This is a genomic window from Novilysobacter erysipheiresistens (genome assembly GCF_036663935.1).
Classification (GTDB): domain Bacteria; phylum Pseudomonadota; class Gammaproteobacteria; order Xanthomonadales; family Xanthomonadaceae; genus Novilysobacter; species Novilysobacter erysipheiresistens.
Genome location: NZ_JAXGFP010000007.1, coordinates 1 through 17258, shown reverse-complemented (window position 1 = coordinate 17258; position 17258 = coordinate 1). Strand labels below are relative to the sequence as shown.

Here is a 17258-nt window from a genome sequence, read left to right as displayed (position 1 = left end):
GACAAGGGGCGAATGGTAAACTCGCGCGCCGCAAACCCCCTAACTTCGATGATGAATCGCCCCATGCCACTTGCCGGCACGACCGAATTCTCCCGCCCCAGCGGCCGCGCCCCAGACCAGTTGCGCGAGGTGCGGATCGAGCGCGGCTTCACCCGCCACGCCGAGGGTTCGGTGCTGATCAGCTTCGGCGATACCCGGGTGCTGTGCACCGCCAGCGTCGAGAACCGCGTGCCCGGTTTCCTGCGCGGCAAGGGCGAAGGCTGGGTCACCGCCGAATACGGCATGCTGCCGCGCGCCACCAACACCCGCAACGACCGCGAGGCCGCGCGTGGCAAGCAGGGCGGCCGCACGCTGGAGATCCAGCGCCTGATCGGCCGCTCGCTGCGTGCCTGCATCGACCGCAAGCTGCTCGGCGAGCGCACCATTACCCTCGACTGCGACGTGTTGCAGGCCGACGGCGGCACCCGCACCGCGGCGATCACCGGCGCCTACGTGGCGCTGGTCGATGCGGTGCAGGGCTTGATTGACAGCCGCGCGATCAAGCCGCCGAGCTGCGGGCGCTCGCCGATCTTCGGTGCGATCGCCGCGGTCTCGGTCGGCATCTACCGCGGCGTGCCGGTGCTCGACCTCGATTACGCCGAGGACAGCGACTGCGACACCGACATGAACGTGGTCATGAACGACGGCGGCGGTTTCATCGAACTGCAGGGCACCGCCGAAGGCCACGCGTTCCGCCGCGCGGAGCTGGCCGCGATGACCGCGCTGGCCGAGACCGGCATCGCCGAACTGGTGGCGAAGCAGCGCGAAGCGCTCGCGGCCAGCTGATCTTTTTGTAGGAGCGGCTTCAGCCGCGATCGTGAACCCGGCACCGGCGACCGATTCCAGATCGCGGCTGAAGCCGCTCCTACAGGTACGTTTCTTCATCAGGGTGCAGCCATGAACCGCATCGTCGTCGCCAGCGGCAACGCCGGCAAGCTGGCCGAGTTCAACCGCCTGCTCGGCGAGGCCGGGATCGAGTTCGTCGCGCAAGGTGAGCTCGGGGTCGAGGACATCGAGGAAACCGGCCTGACCTTCGTCGAGAACGCCCTGCTGAAGGCGCGCCACGCCGCGCGCGTGACCGGGCTGCCGGCGCTGGCCGACGATTCCGGGCTGTGCGTCGACGCGCTCGACGGTGCGCCGGGACTCTACTCGGCGCGCTATGCCGGCGAACCGAGTGATCCCGCGCGCAATATCGACAAGCTGCTGCAGGCGCTCGAGGGCGTGCCCGAGGCGCAACGCGGGGCGCACTTCCATTGCACCTTGGTGTTGCTTCGGCATGCCGAAGATCCGCGTCCGCTGATCGCGCAGGGCGAGTGGCATGGCCGGGTGCTGGGCGCGCGGCGTGGCTCAGGCGGATTCGGCTACGACCCGCTGTTCCTCGACCCGGACACCGGCAAGACCGCTGCCGAGCTGGAACCGGCGACCAAGAACCGAATCAGCCACCGCGGCCAGGCGCTGGCGATGTTGCGGCAGAAGCTGCCCTCCTTTGTAGGAGCGACGTAAGTCGCGACCCGCCGAACCCTTAGGGCGATGTACAGGTCCGACTGACGTCGCTCCTACCCGAAGCAACCCCCGCGCACCGGGACTGCAGTCACTCCCGGTGGGACAATACCCGCATGCCCCTCACCCCACCGCCACTCTCGCTGTACGTCCACATCCCGTGGTGCGTGCGCAAATGCCCGTACTGCGACTTCAACTCGCACGAAGGCCGGGGTGCACTGCCGTTCGCGGCCTACGTCGATGCGTTGCTGGCCGACCTCGACTTTGATCTGCCGCTGGTCTGGGGCCGCACCGTGCAGTCCGTGTTCTTCGGCGGCGGCACGCCGAGCCTGATGCCGCCGGAGTTCATCGACCGCTTCCTGCAGGGCGCCAGTTCGCGACTGCGCTTCGCCCCGGGCTGCGAGATCACCTTGGAAACCAACCCCGGCACCGCCGAGCACGGCCGTTTCGAGGGTTACCGCAACGCCGGCGTCAACCGCCTGAGCTTCGGCATCCAGAGTTTCGACGACGGCTGCCTGCAACGGCTCGGCCGCATTCACGACAGCCGCGAGGCCGAGGCCGCGGTCAAGCTGGCGCAGGACGCCGGCTTCGACAACTTCAACCTCGACCTGATGTACGCCCTGCCCGGCCAGGACCTGGCGATGGCCGAACACGACCTGCAGCGCGCGTTCGCCCTGCAACCGACCCACGTCAGCCACTACCAGCTGACCCTGGAGCCGAACACCGTGTTCGCCGCGCGCCCGCCGGCCGGGATCCCCGACGACGACGCCGGCTGGGACATGCAGGAGCATTGCCAGGCGCTGCTGGCCGATGCCGGTTACGTCCAGTATGAGGTCAGCGCCTACACCCGCCCGGGGCGCCAGTGCGCGCACAACCTCAACTACTGGAAGTACGGGGACTACCTCGGGATCGGCGCTGGTGCGCACGGCAAGCTCACCCTCGGCCACGACGAAAGCATCCTGCGACGCTGGAAACACAAGCATCCGACCCGCTACCTCGCCGAGGCCGGCAACGAGGCGGTGGTCGGTGGCGACGAGCGGATCACGCCGGAGCGGCGACCGTTCGAATTCATGCTCAACGCATTGCGGCTGGTCGACGGCTTCGAGCTGGCGACTTTCGAAGCGCGTACCGGGTTGTCCGCGACGATGATCGAGCCGCAACTGCGAATCGCCATCGACCGGGGCTGGCTGGTTATCGACGCCGGTCGGGTGCGACCGACCGACCTCGGACGCCGCTTCACCAACGACGTCGTGGCGCTGTTCCTGGTGGAGCCCGCGTCAAAGACTTGACCGTCGCGCCGCCGTCGCCACCGATCGTCGGGACAGGGTAGTCTTGGCACAAGGCGGGTTGGCATCGCCAATCGCGTCGTTCAATTCGGAGATGGCCGGGTCCATCGAAACACACCGGGTTCCGGGGGGAGCCCCAACGCATGTCCAATCGCCATGCTTCCGGTACCGACCCTCACGGCGCGTCCATGCGCGACAAGGCGGCTCGCGACGCGTTGCCGCCTCGGGTACGACAGTTACTTGATCAGGTGTTGGCACTACTGACCCCCGAGCTCAACCGCGAACTGGAGCGGGTGCTGGTCGCGCTGGAGCAGGACGTCTACGGCCAGGCCGAACTGGCCCGCAATCCGGCGCTGCAGTCGGGATACATGGATACCCTGCGCAAGTTGCGGCTGCATCGCGACCGTTTCGCGCCGACGTTCCTCGGCGGGTTGGAGACGCTGCTGATGGGCATCCGCTCCCCCGCTCGGCCGGACGACGACGCCCTCGACACACCGGTCTACGACTCGCTGCGGCTGGTCGACCACAACGAAATCAGCGAAGAGGCCGTGCTGAGCACGATTGCCCTGCGCCACGAGTCGCGCGCCGGCCTGCCGCTGTTGCTGCTGGGCCAGCGGTTCGGCGTGCTGGCCGGTGCGCCGGCCTTCGATGCCGCCTCGTTGCCGGTGGGTCCGCAGGCTTTCGGCCGCCTGCTGGCCGAGGCCGGCGCCGTGCTGGAACTCAACCTCGAAACCCGGCTGCAGCTGTACCAGCTCTACGACCGCCAGCTGATGCCCGGCTACGCGCCATGGGTGGAAGCGATCAACGCACTGCTCGACAGCGCCAACGTGCTGCCGGAACTGACTTTCGTGCCGTTGCGACGCCGCCGCGCGACCCCTGACAGCGACGCCGCGCAGGACCGTCGGTCGACCTCGCCGGACGCCCCGGCCGAGGGCGCCGCGGGACAGCCGCGCAACTACACCGCCTGGCCCGGCGAAGCCGACCGCAGCGCTCATGGCAGCGCCGAAGAAGCCGAAATGCTGGCGCTGTTGCGGGAACTGCTGGCCCAACGCCGCGCCGCGACCGACTCCACCGGCGAAGCCGCTCCGCCGTCGACCGGCACCGCCGGCCGCCCGCGCACGGCACTGGCCAGCGCCGAGATCGACGCCGCGCTGGGTGCGTTGCAGACCCGGGCACCGACCCCGCAATCGCCGCGCAGCGTGCCCGACATCCGCCAGGCGCTGCTCGCGCAGAGCCGCCTGCAGCGCGGCCACGCGACCACCCTGTCGGGCGAGGACAACGACACCTTCGAACTGCTCAACCTGCTGTACACCGCGATCGGCAGCGAGTTGCGCAAGGGTGCGCCCAGCAACGACCTGCTCGACCGCCTGCAGGTGCCGCTGCTGCGGGTCGCGTTGCAGGACCGCGGCTTCTTCGTGCGCGAGGAGCACCCGGCTCGGCAGCTGCTCAACGCGGTCGCGGAGGCGGGCGCTGTCTGGATCGCCGACGACGAAACCGACCCGCAACTCAACAGCAAGCTGCAACACGCCGTCGACCACGTCGTCACCCATTACGACGGCGATGCCACGGTATTCGACTCGGCCAACCAGAAGCTGCAGCAGCACCTGCAGGCGATGGCGCGCAAGGCCGAGGTCAGCGAACGCCGGCACGTCGACGCCGCGCGCGGACGCGACAAGCTGGACCTGGCCAAGGCCCGTGCGAACGAAGCCATCGACCAGGCGGTCGGTGGCGGAACCCTGCCGAAGTTCCTGCGCACCCTGCTCGACCAGGCCTGGACCGACGTGCTGACCCTGGTCCTGCTGCGCCATGGCGAGGACTCCGGCGAATGGCGCCTGCACGCCACCGCGACCGCGCAGATCGTCGCCACCCACCTGCTCGGCGAACCCGCACCGGACGGTCTGGCCGCGCGGATCGAATCCGCGCTGGGCCTGGTCGGCTACCACGGCGAGGAAGCCGTGGCGATCGCCCGCCAGTTGACCGGCGTGCCCGACGACAACGACGACCCCGCCTCGCGCACCGAACTGGCGATCAAGCTCAAGGCGCGTACCCGCCTCGGCGCCGATGCCGAGCCGAAGCCGGCGGAACCGGAGCCGCGCACCCCGCGCGAGCAGGAGTGCTACGAACTGCTGCGGGCACTGCCGTTCGGAACCTGGATCGAATTTTCGACCAACCAGCAGGGCGACATGGTGCGCCGACGGCTGGCCTGGTTCAGTCCCACCACCGGTCGCGCGCTGTTCGTCAACCAGCGCGGCCAGCGGGTCGACGACAACGTCGCCCACGACCTCGACCAGGTCGCGCGGCTGCTCGCGATCGGCCAGGCCCGGGTGGTCAGCGCCGACCGCGGCCGCCTGGTCGATCGCGCGTGGCAGGCTTCGCTCAGCGCGCTGCGCGGGCTGACCGGGCGCGACCGCAAGCAGGAGGAATCCGCATGAGCGCATCGGCCGCCGATACCCGCCGCAAGCCGCGCCGCCGCGTCCCCGACACGGTCTCCGTGATCGACAGCATGACCGGCCAAGTGGTCGGCCGGCTGGGCAACATTTCGGAAACCGGCATGTTGTTGATCGCCAGCACGCCGCTGGTCGACGACGCGCTCTACCAGTTGCGCTTCGAGCTGGCCGACCACGGCGGCCGGCCGCTGGCGGTCGAGATTGGCGGCCACGTGCTGTGGCGCGACGACGCCAGCGCGCCCGGCCAGAGCTGGTGCGGTTTGCGTTTCATCAACCTGCCCGAATCCCAGCGACGGGCGCTGCGCGACTGGCTCGAACTGCCCGGCGGCAGTTACGTCTGAGCGCGTGACCAAAGACCCCTGCGACGTCCCGGGGATTGGGTCAGAATCGGCGGACGCCCCCACAAGGACCCCCAATGACCACCCAGGACCTGGCGCAGGCCTACGCCCACCATGTCGGCGAAATGCAGCGCCGCAGCACCCAGGCGCTCGAACGCGGCGGCTTCGATCGCCTGGTGGTCCCCAGCGGCACGCTGCACTACCAGTTGTTCGACGACCGCGACTATCCGTATGCGGTCAACCCGCAATTCAAGGCCTGGGCGCCGCTGACCCGCAACCCCGGCAGCTGGGTGGTGCACACCCCGGGTGAGAAACCCACGCTGATCTACCTGCAGCCGTTCGACTACTGGCACGTCGTGCCCGAGGCACCGGCGGGCTACTGGGTCGAGCATTTCGACGTGGTGGTGATCCGCAAGCCCGAGGAGGCGCTGCAGCACCTGCCGAAGGATGCGAGCCATTGCGCGATCCTTGGCGAGGCGCAGAGCGCGATCGGCGACTTCGTGCCGAACAACCCGCCGGCCGTGGTCAACCATCTCGAGTACCACCGCGCGATCAAGACGCCCTACGAGATCGCGATGATGCGCGCCGCCAGCGTCCGCGGCGTGCGCGGCCACCGCGCCGCCGAGCGCGCGTTCCGTGCCGGCTCCAGCGAGTTCGGCATCCACCTGGCCTACTGCCAGGCGGCGCGGCAGGACGCCAACGACCTGCCCTACAGCAACATCATCGGCCTCAACGAGCACGGCGCGGTATTGCACTACACCGAACGCGACCGGCTGCCACCCGCCGACATCCGCAGCTTCCTGATCGACGCCGGCGGCAGCCACGACGGCTACGCCAGCGACATCACACGCAGCTACGCGTTCGACCCGGCCTGCGAATTCCAGTCGATGATAGACGCGGTCGACGCTGCCGAGCAGCGCCTGTGCGACCGCGTGCGCGCCGGGGTCGACTACAAGCAGATCCATCTCGATGCGCATCTGGAAATGGCGACGATCCTGCGCGACTCCGGCGTGGTCGACATGAGCCCGGAGTCGATGGTCGAGACCGGCGTCAGCGCGAAGTTCTTCCCGCACGGCATCGGCCACTACATCGGCCTGCAGGTCCACGACGTCGGCGGCTTCCTCGCGTCCGACGAGGGCGGCCGGATCGACCCGCCCGACGGCCACCCGTTCCTGCGCCTGACCCGGGTACTGGAACCGGGCGCGGTGGTCACGATCGAACCGGGAATCTATTTCGCCGACCTGCTGCTGCAGGAACTGCGCGACGGCGAGCACGCCGCGGCGGTGGATTGGGACAAGGTCGACACGCTGCGTCCGTATGGCGGCATCCGCATCGAGGACGACGTGGTCTGCACCGACGGCGACCCGATCAATTTGACCCGCGAGGCGTTTGCGGCGTTGGGGTGAGTCGCTGTTGGCAAGCGTTTCCTTTCGCGAACGGACGTGGCTCCGTCGGCGGGTAGCATCGCGCAGGAGGCGGCCGGCGGGGGAATTGCTCCAGCCCTTCGTCAGGGCCCGCTCCGCGGTCCGGCCCGGCGGAGCGCGCCGGGCGTTCGCGCAGGCCCGCGGCAGTGCCGCGCAAGCCGCCTGCGCTCACCCTGCCCTGAGGCGGGCCGCGGGCCATCCATGGCCCGCTTTGCGCAATTCCCCCACCGTCCACCTCCTGCCCGGTTGTCTGCGGCTTCGTGGATGGGGCTTCGGGTAGGAGCGACGTCAGTCGCGGCCTGTACATAGCCTCAAAGGTTCGGCGGGTCGCGACTCACGTCGCTCCTACATCGGAGTTAAGCGGATGTTGGCGCTTTTTGTAGGAGCGGCTTTAGCCGCGATCTGGAGTCGGCATGAGCAAGCAGTTATCCGATCGCGGCTAAAGCCGCTCCTACAAAAGCCCACACATTCGCCACCAAGCAAAAATCTGTGGATGCACCACGACGATATCCAACCAGAACCCGCGCCCCACACACACGACGCGGCGTCCTGTTTGGGTATTGCGGAGAGTGCGCCATGGATGGCGCACGGCGGTGAGTGCGGCCATGGATGGCTGCCCGAACCGAGTAGCAATGCCCGGACAGGGCGGCGCTCCTACCGAAGCCGGGAACCCGCCCTGCTGTTGCTGTTGCTGTTGCTGTTGCTGTTGCTGTTGCTGTTGCTGTTGCTGCTGCTGTTGTTGCCGATCAAAGCACCGTGCACTGGTCCGCATGTAACCGCAGACCCAGCAACCGTTACCCACTCGTCCGCACCCGAGCCATGAACGCCTCGATCTTGTCCGCGCTGCGCGCCAGCTTGTCGGTCAGCACCTTGTGCCCGTCCCTGGTGACCAGCACGTCGTCCTCGATCCGGATGCCGATCCCGCGCCACTTCGCCGCCACACTGGTGTCGTCGGGCGCGATGTACAGCCCCGGCTCGATCGTGAACACCATCCCCGGCTCCAGCAACCGCGACTCGCCATCGATGCGGTACTCGCCGACATCGTGCACGTCGATCCCGATCCAGTGCCCGGTCTTGTGCCGGTAGAACCGCTTGTAGTTGCCCTCGGCAATGTTCTTCGCCAGCTTGCCCTTTAGCAGCCCGTGTTCAAGCAGGCCCTCGGTCAGCGTCTCGACCGCCGCATCATGGCCGGCCTGGTATGGCGTGCCCGGTTGCGCCTGCGCCAGCGCCGCGGCCTGCGCCGCGCAGACCAGGTCGTGGAGGATCCGCTGCTCCTTGGTGAAGCGGCCACTGGCCGGGAACGTGCGGGTAATGTCGGCGGCGTAGCCACGGTACTCGGCACCGGCGTCGATCAGCACCAGGTCGCCGTCGCGCACGGGGCCGTTGTTGGCGACGTAATGCAGCACGCAGCCGTTGCTGCCGGCACCGACGATGCTGCCATAGGCCGGCACCGAATCATTGGTCCGGAACACCCGTTCCAGCTCGGCCTGCAGCTCGTACTCGTGCATCCCCGGGCGGACGGCGCGCATCGCCGCCTCGTGCGCGGCGACGCTGATGTCGGCGGCGCGCTGCATGAAACGCAACTCGTCGCGGTCCTTGAACAGGCGCATCTCGTCGAGCACGTGGCCGAGCTCGAGGAACTCGTGCGGCGGGGTGTTGCCCATCTTCATCATCGCCCGCACGCGGTTGACCCAGCCGATCAGCTTGAGGTCGAACTCGGCGTCGCGGCCGAAGTGGTAGTACACCCGCGAGCGGCCCTCGAGCAGGCCCGGCAGGATGTCGTCGAGGTCGGTGATCGGGTAGGCATCGTCCAGCCCGAACGCCTCGACCGCACCTTCGGTGCCGAAGCGCGGGCCGTCCCAACCTTCGCGGTCGGGGTCGCGCTCGCGGCAGAACAGCACGGTCTCGCCGTGCGCGCGGCCGGGCACAAGCACCAGCACCGCCTCGGGTTCGGGGAAGCCGGTCAGGTACAACAGGTCGGAGTCCTGCCGGTACGGGTAATGAGTGTCGCGGCTGCGCACGCGCTCGGGCGCGGCCGGCAGGATCAGGATCGCGTCGTCGCCGGCGATCCGCATCAGCTGCTTGCGCCGGCGTGCGTAGGCCGTGGCCGGCATGCTCAGGGGCTTGGACATGTCAGTTCAGCCGCTGGCGGTGCTCGGCGGCGAGCACGCAATCGCCGTGCAGCAGCAGGGTGGCGACGCGGACGAACTCCTCGATCTCGGCGAGGGCAGCCTCGTCCTCTTCGTCGCCCTCGTCCTGCGGTTGCGCCGCGGCCAGCTTGGCCAGGTCGCCGAGCGCTTCGGCGGCCTCCTCCGACAACTTTGGAGACGCTCCCGACGCCAGTCCGAAGCCGCCCAGGAACCCGCGGCACCAATCGAACAACGCGCCGCTGCGTTCGGCCAGCGGCGCCTCCTCGGCCGGCAGCAGCAGGCTGAACTCGAAACTGCGGTCGGCCAGTTGGGCCGCGCTGGTGATTCGCAGCCGATCCAGCGCGCCGCCCTCGACCGGCGCGGCCAGTTCGGGGTCCACCATCACCCTGGCCGGCCAATCCCGCAGCGACGCACCACCGCCGGCAAGCCAGCCGCACAGGGCGCCGTGCAACTCGGAGGCCGAGGTCGCCAGCGCCAGTTGGCGGATTTCGGCGTCGACGGCGGAGAGGTCGGGCAGGTCGGGGGTGGCGCCTTGCGGCATGGGCTGTCACCGGCAAAAAAGGGGCCTTGCAGTCTAGCAATCCGCCACGCCAAAACCTTGACAAAACTTGTTGTGGACGCCGGCGCCTGCCTAAACTGGCCGTTGCCACGCCAACCGCCGCGGTGCCGTGCGTCCGTATCCACCCTCAACCATTACATTCCTGGGCCGTGCCTGCGCGATCCTGCTGACCTGCGCCGTACTCGGCGCGGCGGTGCTGGCGCCTGTGCGGGCGGCGACGCGCGACTACTATTTCACCCGGATCGGCAGCGAACGCGGACTGACCCAGAACACCGTCACCGCGATGGTGCAGGACGCCCAAGGTTTCATCTGGGTCGGCACCCAGGGCGGCCTGCACCGCTACGACGGCCAGCACTACGTCCCTTACCGCCACGAGCCGCGCGACCCCGCCAGCCTGCCCGACAGCTACATCACCGCGCTGGCGCTGGAAGGCGACGACACCCTATGGGTGGGTTTCTATTCGCAGTTTGTCTCACGCATCGACCTCGCCAGCGGCCGGATCGAGCGCTTCGCTGCCGGCACCGACGGCGAGGGCGACGGCAAGCAGGCCCGGCGCCAGGTAATGGCGCTATTGCCGCGCGATGGCAAGTTGTGGGTGGGAACCGTAGAGGGACTGGAGCGCTTCGATCCGGCCACCGGCGAACGCCGGCAAGTACTGCAGGTCGACCCACGTCGCCTGCGCGACTCGCCGTTCCAGCAGCTGCTGGCCGACCGCGCCGGCAACGTGTGGTGGGCGAGCGCGGCGGGGCTGTTCAAGATCAACGCCGCCGGCAAGGCCCGGTTGGTCGGCCAGCCGGCACTGACCCGCAGCCTGTTGCTCGACCGCGATGGCGGGCTCTGGGTCGGCCGTCGCGATGGCCTGTTCCAGTTGGAAGGCCACGGCGTCCTGCGCAAACGCTGGCCGCTGGACGCAGCCGAACACCACGACGTCCGCGCGATCACCCAGGCGCCGGACGGCGCCTTGTGGCTGTCGGTCAGCGGCGGCGGACTGCGCCGTTTCGATCCCGCTGACGGCAGCGTTCGACGCGTCCGCGAGGTCGCCGGGATCAACGCGACCCTGCCGGAAGACTCGATCAACGTGCTGATGGTCGATCGTGGCGGCATGCTCTGGGTCGGCGGCCAGTTCCGCGGGGTTTCGGTGACCGACCCGCGCGGCAGTCGCTTCAGCTACATCCTCAACCTCGATGGCGAACGCATCCGCAACGCCGCCGCCGACGACAGCGTCCGTTCGGTGCACGAGGACAATGCCGGGGCATTGTGGATCGGCACCGACAACGCCCGGTTGTTGCGCTACGACATCGCCGGCGACCGCTTCGAAGACTGGACGGCGCGCCTGCCGGCAACGAGCGACGGCGTCCCGCGCCGGATCATGGCGATCGCCGGCGCCGGCCACGACCGCCTGTGGCTGGCCACCACCGACGGCCTGTTGCGGCTGCAATCAAAATCCGGGCACGTCGAGGTCATCGAGCTGGGCGATTTTACCCACGCCAACCTGCGCAGCCTCGTGGTCGACCGCGAGGGCGACCTGTGGCTGGGCACCAATGGCGAGGGCGCCCTGCACTACCAGCGTCGCAGCCAGCGGATCGTCCACTACAGCCACCGCGCCGGCGACCGGCGGCAGCTCGCGCACCCCAGCGTGCATGCGCTGCTGGAGGACCGCGAAGGCCGGATCTGGTTCGGCACCGGCGACGGCCTCGACCTGCTCGATCCGGCCACCGGCCGATTGCGCCACTTCAACCATGAAGCCAACGACTTCGAAAGCCTGCCGGGCAGCCTGGTCCGGGCGCTGCATGAGGATCGCAACGGCACGGTCTGGGTCGGCACCCACGCCGGCCTGAGCCGGGTAGTCGAAAGCGCCAGCGGCCAGGTCCGGTTCCAGCACCCGCTCGCCGAGGCGCTGGACGGCCGACCGGTGCCGGCCGTGTTCGCCATCACCAGCAACGCGTCGTCGTACGGGCAACTGTGGCTGGGGACCGGCAGCGGGATCATCCGCTTCGATCCCGAAGCCGCCCGCGCACGCACCTATGGCCTCTCCGACGGCCTGCAGGACCTGGAGTTCAACGGTGGCGCCGTCGCCAACCTGGACGACGGCCGGATCGCACTGGGCGGGGTGCGCGGACTCAACCTGTTCGACCCGGCGCGGATGAAGGAATCGAACTACGTTCCGCCGCTGCGCCTGCTGTCGGCGCGGATCGGTGCCGACGCCCCCAGCGACGCCGGGGTGATGTGGCAACCGCTCAAGCTGGACGTGCCCGACGGCGCGGACATCCTGCGCCTGCGGATCGGAGCGCTCGACTTCGCCCCGGCGGCGAACATCAACTACCGCTACCGGATGGAGGGGTTCGACAAGGGCTGGATCGACAACGGCCCGCGCACCGACATCACCTACACCCGCCTGCCGCCGGGCGAATACGTGTTCCGCGCGCAGGCGACCAATCGCGATGGCGACTGGAGCTCGCGCGAGCTGCGGATTCCGGTCGAAGTCGCCCCGCCCTTCTGGCGCCATCCGCTGGCGATCGCGGCCGCGGTGATCGCCGCACTGGTGCTGCTGTCGATGTTCGGCTGGCGCTGGCATGTGAACCGGCGCCGCGAACAGGGCTGGTTCCGCCAGATCCGCGAGCGCGAGGAACGGCTCAAGCTTGCGCTGTGGGCGTCGGGCGAACAGTTCTGGGACTACGACCTGGCCACCCGCGAGATGCACCGGATGCGCGTCCCCGAACCCAGCGGCGCACGCCCGGAGATCTCGGTGGAGAGCCACGTCACCCACGACCACATCATCCACGACGACGACCTGCCGCACGTGCTGGAGACCATGCGCCAGCACCTGCGTGGCGAAATCGGACTGTTCATGTCCGAACACCGCACCCGCAACAACAGCGGCGAGGACTGGCACTGGGTGCGCGCCCGCGGCCGGGTGGTCGGACGCGGCACCGACGGCCGGGCGCTGCGGGTGGCCGGCACCGCCCGCGATATCACCGCCAGCCGCAGCGCCGAACGCGAACGGCGCATCTCCAGCGAGGTGCTGCGTTCGATGGCCGAGGCGGTGGCGGTGTTCGATCGCGACTTCGTTTTCGTCTCGGTCAATCCCGCGTTCACCCGCATGACCGGCTACGGCGACCTCGAGGTCATCGGCCGTTCGACCGGATTGCTCGACAGCCTCCAGCACAACCCCGACTTCTATCGGCGCATGCGCGACGACCTGCAACGCGACGGTCGCTGGTCGGGCGAAATCTGGCAGCAGCGCAAGGACGGCAACGAGTTCCTGTGCTGGCTGCAGGCCAGCGCGGTGGCCGACAGCAACGGCCAGCGCGACCATTACGTCGCGGTGCTCAGCGACATCACTGACCAGAAACGCGCCGAGCAGGAACTGCGCTACCTGGCCAATTACGACACCCTCACCAACCTGCCCAACCGGACGCTGCTGTCGGAGCGGCTGTCGCGCGCCATCCTGCGCGCCCGCGGCAACGAGCGCCGGGTCGCCGTGCTGTTCCTCGACCTGGACCGCTTCAAGGACATCAACGACTCGCTGGGACACGCCGCCGGCGACCGCATCCTGCGCGCCGCCGCCCATCGGCTGCAGCAGACCGTCGGCGTCGAGCACACGGTGGCGCGACTGGGCGGCGACGAATTCACCGTGATCCTCGAGGACATCGACGATATCGACCAGGCCGAGGCGGTTGCGCGCGAACTGATCACCGCGTTCGAGGCGCCGCTCGATTTCGACGAGCGCCACAACGTGGTGATCTCGCCGTCGATCGGCATCAGCCTGTACCCCGACCATGCGCAGGGTCCGACCGACCTGCTCAAGCACGCCGACACTGCGATGTACCAGGCCAAGGCAATCGGCCGCCGCGCGTTCATGCGCTACACCGAAAGCATGGATGTCGATGTCCGCCGGCGCGCCACGATCTCCGCGGCGCTGCGCAAGGTGCTCGACAGCGGCGAATTGTCGCTGGCGTTCCAGCCACGGCTGTCGCTGGCCGACGACCGCATCACCGGGGTCGAGGCCTTGTTGCGCTGGAACAGCGTCGAGCACGGCCAGATCAGCCCGATGCAGTTCATCCCGCTGGCCGAGGAGACCGGCCTGATCCTGGAGATCGGCGAGTGGGCGCTGCGCGAGGCTTGCCGCGCCCTCCGCGGCTGGCGCGAGCATGGCCTGCGCGGCGTGTCGGTATCGGTCAACGTTTCCGCATTGCAACTACTGCGCGGCAACCTGCCGGAGGTCGTCGCCCGGGTGCTGGCGGAGACCGGAGTTCCGGCCGAATGCCTCGAACTGGAATTGACCGAGAGCGTCGTCATGGCCAACGCGGCTGAAACCTCGGCCACCCTGCAGGCGTTCCGCCAGCTGGGGGTCGACTTGGCCATCGACGATTTCGGCACCGGTTATTCCTCACTGGCGTATCTCAAGCGCCTGCCGATCACCACCTTGAAGATCGACAAGGAATTCATCGCCGATCTCACCCACGACGCCGACGATGCCGCGATCACGGCCACCATCATCACCATGGGCCATTCGCTGGGCTTGAACGTGGTCGCCGAGGGCGTGGAAACCCGCGCGCAGGTCGACTTCCTGCGCAGCCAGGGGTGTGACGAGATCCAGGGATTCTGGCTGGCGCGACCGATGCCGTCGGTGCAATGCCTGGCCTTCCTGCGCGAACGCGCCTCGACCGAACCCGCGGCCTGACCCCCAGCTGGCGCCGTCACCGGAATTCCTTGACCGCCGGGGGGCGCCTGCTATCGTGCGCGGATGGACCGCGCCGAACTGCTCGCCCAACTGCAGGCCCTCATCGACCGCGTCGACGAGCTGGCCGACAACACCCGTCGCCTGCAGGAAGAAAACCGCAGCCTGCGCCAGCAGCAGGAATCGCTGTCCGGCGAACGTTCGGCACTGCTGGCCAAGAACGAGCAGGCCCGGACCCGGGTCGAGGCGATGATCGCGCGACTGAAGTCGCTGGAGCAACACACGTGAGCAGCAGCCAACCGGTCAGCATCCGCCTGCTCGATCGCGAGTACACGGTCGGTTGCGAACCCGACGAGCGCGACAGCCTGCTCGCCGCGGCCAAGCTGCTCGACAGCAAGATGCGCGAGATCCGTGGCAGCAACCGCATGGCCGCGCTCGACCGCGTCGCCGTGCTGGCCGCGCTCAATTTCGCCCACGAGCTCCAGCAACTGCGCGACGAGGACGAAGGCAGCAACCGCCAGCTCGCGCGCAGCCTCGGCGATCTGCAGCGCAAGCTCGACGGCCTGTTCGACACCTCACGCTGAGCGGGGCGCCGTTCACGCGAGCCTGCGTGAACCCGGCCGCACCGTCGCCGACGGATGGCTCTTGCACTCCTCCACCGCGCGCTATAATCGCCGCACGTCCTCTGCTGTGGACGACGGCGTGCGCAAACATACGCCTTGTCCCTTAATTGCGACCACGGGGGCGCAACGGAAGCCCGGAGTGCAAGTCCGCCCTGGTAGCGGGAAGCCCGACGGCCTCCAGGCGTCCCCACTTGAACCCCGGGTTCAAGGTCGTTTCGCGCGCATCGCCATCGGCGGAGGACTTTTTCTTTTCCGTGCTCGACGTCCGTGGTGGCGTGCAGATGGCGCCGGACGCAACGACGTGCGGTGGCGCTCGCGCCGTGGATTCGTCCTGCCAATGCGACCAGGACCCGACTGGATGACTGTCGACCACGCCGTGCTCCGTCGGCAACTGCGCAGCGAGCTTCGCCAACGTCGTCGCGCCCTGCCCGCGGCGCAACGCATCGCCGCCGCCGAGCGCCTGGCCGACAATCTGTTGGCGCTGCCGTTCGCACCCACCCAAGGCTACGTCGCCGGCTACTGGGCGATGGATGGCGAAATCGCCCTGCACGTCTGGCAGCTGAAGTTGCCACCCGGTTGCGTCTACTGCCTGCCGGTGCTTGCCGCCGATCGCCTCCGGTTCGCGCCTTGGCGCCCCTGCGATCCCCTCATCAGCAACGCCTACGGCATTCCAGAACCCGAGGTCGAATCCGGTTCGTTGCTCGACGCCGAGCAGATGACGCTGGTGGTCGCGCCGCTGGTTGGTTTCGACGCCCGTGGCGCGCGCCTGGGCATGGGCGGGGGTTGGTACGATCGCAGCTTCGCCTTCCGCCAAGACCGGCCAGGGCCGCCGTGGCTGGTTGGCGCGGCGTTTTCCATCCAGCAGGCCGATTCCCTCGACTCCGCCGACTGGGACGTCGGCCTCGACGCGGTTTGCACGGAGTCGACCACCCACGATTTTCGCAACTTGAGCGCCCGATGACCGCACGCCGACGTTACTGGTTGATGAAGTCCGAACCCGAAGCGTTCTCGATCGACGACCTGCAGCGCGTCGATATCGAGCCGTGGAACGGGGTGCGCAACTACCAGGCGCGCAATTTCATGCGCGACGGCATGAGGGTCGGGGACGGGGTGTTGTTCTACCACTCCAACACCGCCGTGCCCGGCATCGTCGGTACCGCCACGGTTGCCAGCGAAGCTTATCCGGACGAGACCCAGTTCGACCCGAAGTCCGATTACCACGACCCCAAGTCGACCCGCGAGGAACCGCGCTGGCATCTGGTCGACATCAAATTCGAACGCAAGCTCTCGCGCACGATTTCGTTGGACGAGATCAAGCGCCACGCCGACCGGCTGGGCGAAGAGTTCGCCCTGATCCGTCGCGGCAATCGTCTATCGGTCTTCCCGGTGTCGGCCGCACAGTACAAATACCTTCTTTCCCTCGAGTAGACACGAAGATGTCCGAAGCCAAGCGCCTGGCCGGCGAAAAAGCCATCGATTACGTGGAAGACGGCATGATCGTCGGCGTCGGCACCGGCTCGACCGTGGCCTACTTCATCGAAGCACTGGGCCGGATCAAGCATCGGATCCAGGGTGCGGTTTCCAGTTCCGAGCAGAGCAGCGAACGGCTGCGCGCACTGGGCATCGAGGTGCTGGACCTCAACAGCACCGGCACGCTGTCGTTGTATGTCGACGGTGCCGACGAATGCGATCCGCACAAGCGCCTGATCAAGGGCGGTGGCGCCGCGTTGACCCGCGAGAAGATCATCGCCGAGGCGAGCCGCCGGTTTGTCTGCATCGTCGACTCGGCCAAGCGCGTCGACGTGCTGGGCCGGTTCCCCCTGCCGGTAGAGGTGATCCCGATGGCCCGCAGCCTGGTTGCCCGCGAAATCCTCGGCATGACCGGCGGCCAACCGGTCTGGCGCCAATCGGAAGACGGCAAGGGCGTGGTGACCGACAACGGCAACGCGATCCTGGATATCCATGGCCTGTCGATCGTCGATCCGGTCGCGCTGGAGAGCGCGATCAACCAGATCCCGGGCGTAGTCAGCGTCGGCCTGTTCGCCCGACGCGCGGCCGACGTGGTCATCGTCGGCGGCGAGCCGCCGACGGTCCTCTAGCTCATCAGCGAGCTGGGCGCGCGCCATTCGGCGCGCGTCCTCATCACACCTTGTTCGGTTTTGTTTCAGTCGCGCACAAAGAAGAAGGCCGGCCCCTTGTGGGGACCGGCCT

At 68.4% G+C, this 17258-nt stretch carries 14 protein-coding genes and 1 other RNA gene; 13 read left to right on the top strand and 2 right to left on the bottom strand.

Annotated features, from left to right (window positions below; translation table 11 throughout):
- The first annotated feature begins 63 nt into the window (after nucleotides 1-63).
- The 6 genes from rph to pepQ all read left to right on the top strand — a co-directional run bounded on the left by rph (nucleotide 64) and on the right by pepQ (nucleotide 7016).
- Nucleotides 64-825 carry a ribonuclease PH gene (gene rph / locus SNE34_RS12820; RefSeq protein WP_332617845.1) on the top strand — a complete coding sequence of 254 codons (762 nt, stop codon included), beginning with the start codon at nucleotides 64-66 and terminating at the stop codon, nucleotides 823-825.
- A 111-nt stretch (nucleotides 826-936) separates the two neighbouring features.
- Nucleotides 937-1542, top strand: coding sequence for an RdgB/HAM1 family non-canonical purine NTP pyrophosphatase (gene rdgB, locus SNE34_RS12815; protein ID WP_332617843.1), 606 nt, complete (start codon nucleotides 937-939; stop codon nucleotides 1540-1542).
- 113 nt (nucleotides 1543-1655) lie between these two features.
- Complete coding sequence (gene hemW / locus SNE34_RS12810; RefSeq protein ID WP_332617841.1) at nucleotides 1656-2828, top strand: radical SAM family heme chaperone HemW; 1173 nt, start codon at nucleotides 1656-1658, stop codon at nucleotides 2826-2828.
- Between the two features lie 140 nt (nucleotides 2829-2968).
- Nucleotides 2969-5257 carry a DUF1631 domain-containing protein gene (locus tag SNE34_RS12805; protein ID WP_332617839.1) on the top strand — a complete coding sequence of 763 codons (2289 nt, stop codon included), beginning with the start codon at nucleotides 2969-2971 and terminating at the stop codon, nucleotides 5255-5257.
- A complete protein-coding gene (locus tag SNE34_RS12800; protein WP_332617837.1) occupies nucleotides 5254-5613 on the top strand; it encodes a PilZ domain-containing protein in 360 nt (119 codons plus the stop codon). The genes SNE34_RS12805 and SNE34_RS12800 overlap by 4 nt, the downstream gene beginning before the upstream one ends.
- A 74-nt stretch (nucleotides 5614-5687) precedes the next feature.
- Nucleotides 5688-7016 carry a Xaa-Pro dipeptidase gene (gene pepQ / locus SNE34_RS12795; protein ID WP_332617835.1) on the top strand — a complete coding sequence of 443 codons (1329 nt, stop codon included), beginning with the start codon at nucleotides 5688-5690 and terminating at the stop codon, nucleotides 7014-7016.
- Nucleotides 7017-7828: 812 nt separating this feature from the next.
- On the opposite strand, the gene SNE34_RS12790 is transcribed toward pepQ, so the two are convergent.
- Both SNE34_RS12790 and SNE34_RS12785 read right to left on the bottom strand, forming a co-directional pair.
- Nucleotides 7829-9166, bottom strand: coding sequence for an aminopeptidase P N-terminal domain-containing protein (locus tag SNE34_RS12790; RefSeq protein ID WP_332617832.1), 1338 nt, complete (start codon nucleotides 9164-9166; stop codon nucleotides 7829-7831).
- 1 nt (nucleotide 9167) lies between these two features.
- Entirely contained in the window at nucleotides 9168-9725 is a 558-nt protein-coding gene (locus SNE34_RS12785; protein WP_332617831.1) for a UPF0149 family protein, read from the bottom strand.
- A 127-nt stretch (nucleotides 9726-9852) separates the two neighbouring features.
- Between SNE34_RS12785 and SNE34_RS12780 the strand changes: the two genes are divergently transcribed.
- The 7 genes from SNE34_RS12780 to rpiA all read left to right on the top strand — a co-directional run bounded on the left by SNE34_RS12780 (nucleotide 9853) and on the right by rpiA (nucleotide 17146).
- On the top strand, nucleotides 9853-14427 hold the full coding sequence (locus tag SNE34_RS12780) for an EAL domain-containing protein (RefSeq protein WP_332617830.1): 4575 nt from the start codon (nucleotides 9853-9855) through the stop codon (nucleotides 14425-14427).
- A 63-nt stretch (nucleotides 14428-14490) separates the two neighbouring features.
- Entirely contained in the window at nucleotides 14491-14712 is a 222-nt protein-coding gene (locus tag SNE34_RS12775; RefSeq protein ID WP_332617828.1) for a TIGR02449 family protein, read from the top strand.
- The gene (locus SNE34_RS12770) at nucleotides 14709-15008 is read left to right on the top strand and encodes a cell division protein ZapA (protein ID WP_332617826.1); all 300 of its coding nucleotides are present in this window, start codon (nucleotides 14709-14711) and stop codon (nucleotides 15006-15008) included. Before SNE34_RS12775 ends, SNE34_RS12770 begins: the two co-directional genes overlap by 4 nt.
- A gap of 95 nt (nucleotides 15009-15103) precedes the next feature.
- Nucleotides 15104-15291, top strand: a non-coding RNA gene (ssrS, locus tag SNE34_RS12765) — 6S RNA.
- A gap of 114 nt (nucleotides 15292-15405) precedes the next feature.
- Nucleotides 15406-16008: a 5-formyltetrahydrofolate cyclo-ligase gene (locus SNE34_RS12760; RefSeq protein WP_332617824.1), complete on the top strand. Its 603-nt coding sequence runs from the start codon at nucleotides 15406-15408 to the stop codon at nucleotides 16006-16008.
- Nucleotides 16005-16475, top strand: coding sequence for an EVE domain-containing protein (locus SNE34_RS12755; protein ID WP_332617822.1), 471 nt, complete (start codon nucleotides 16005-16007; stop codon nucleotides 16473-16475). The genes SNE34_RS12760 and SNE34_RS12755 overlap by 4 nt, the downstream gene beginning before the upstream one ends.
- 8 nt (nucleotides 16476-16483) lie before the next feature.
- Complete coding sequence (gene rpiA / locus SNE34_RS12750) at nucleotides 16484-17146, top strand: ribose-5-phosphate isomerase RpiA (protein ID WP_332617820.1); 663 nt, start codon at nucleotides 16484-16486, stop codon at nucleotides 17144-17146.
- Nucleotides 17147-17258 lie beyond the last annotated feature (112 nt).

What these genes read in the sequence shown, in the direction of transcription:
- rph (WP_332617845.1), top strand. Translation starts at nt 64, where the DNA reads ATGCCACTTGCCGGCACGACCGAATTCTCCCGCCCCAGCGGCCGCGCC.
- rdgB (WP_332617843.1), top strand. Translation starts at nt 937, where the DNA reads ATGAACCGCATCGTCGTCGCCAGCGGCAACGCCGGCAAGCTGGCCGAG.
- hemW (WP_332617841.1), top strand. Translation starts at nt 1,656, where the DNA reads ATGCCCCTCACCCCACCGCCACTCTCGCTGTACGTCCACATCCCGTGG.
- SNE34_RS12805 (WP_332617839.1), top strand. Translation starts at nt 2,969, where the DNA reads ATGTCCAATCGCCATGCTTCCGGTACCGACCCTCACGGCGCGTCCATG.
- SNE34_RS12800 (WP_332617837.1), top strand. Translation starts at nt 5,254, where the DNA reads ATGAGCGCATCGGCCGCCGATACCCGCCGCAAGCCGCGCCGCCGCGTC.
- pepQ (WP_332617835.1), top strand. Translation starts at nt 5,688, where the DNA reads ATGACCACCCAGGACCTGGCGCAGGCCTACGCCCACCATGTCGGCGAA.
- SNE34_RS12790 (WP_332617832.1), bottom strand. Translation starts at nt 9,166, where the DNA reads ATGTCCAAGCCCCTGAGCATGCCGGCCACGGCCTACGCACGCCGGCGC.
- SNE34_RS12785 (WP_332617831.1), bottom strand. Translation starts at nt 9,725, where the DNA reads ATGCCGCAAGGCGCCACCCCCGACCTGCCCGACCTCTCCGCCGTCGAC.
- SNE34_RS12775 (WP_332617828.1), top strand. Translation starts at nt 14,491, where the DNA reads ATGGACCGCGCCGAACTGCTCGCCCAACTGCAGGCCCTCATCGACCGC.
- SNE34_RS12760 (WP_332617824.1), top strand. Translation starts at nt 15,406, where the DNA reads ATGACTGTCGACCACGCCGTGCTCCGTCGGCAACTGCGCAGCGAGCTT.
- SNE34_RS12755 (WP_332617822.1), top strand. Translation starts at nt 16,005, where the DNA reads ATGACCGCACGCCGACGTTACTGGTTGATGAAGTCCGAACCCGAAGCG.
- rpiA (WP_332617820.1), top strand. Translation starts at nt 16,484, where the DNA reads ATGTCCGAAGCCAAGCGCCTGGCCGGCGAAAAAGCCATCGATTACGTG.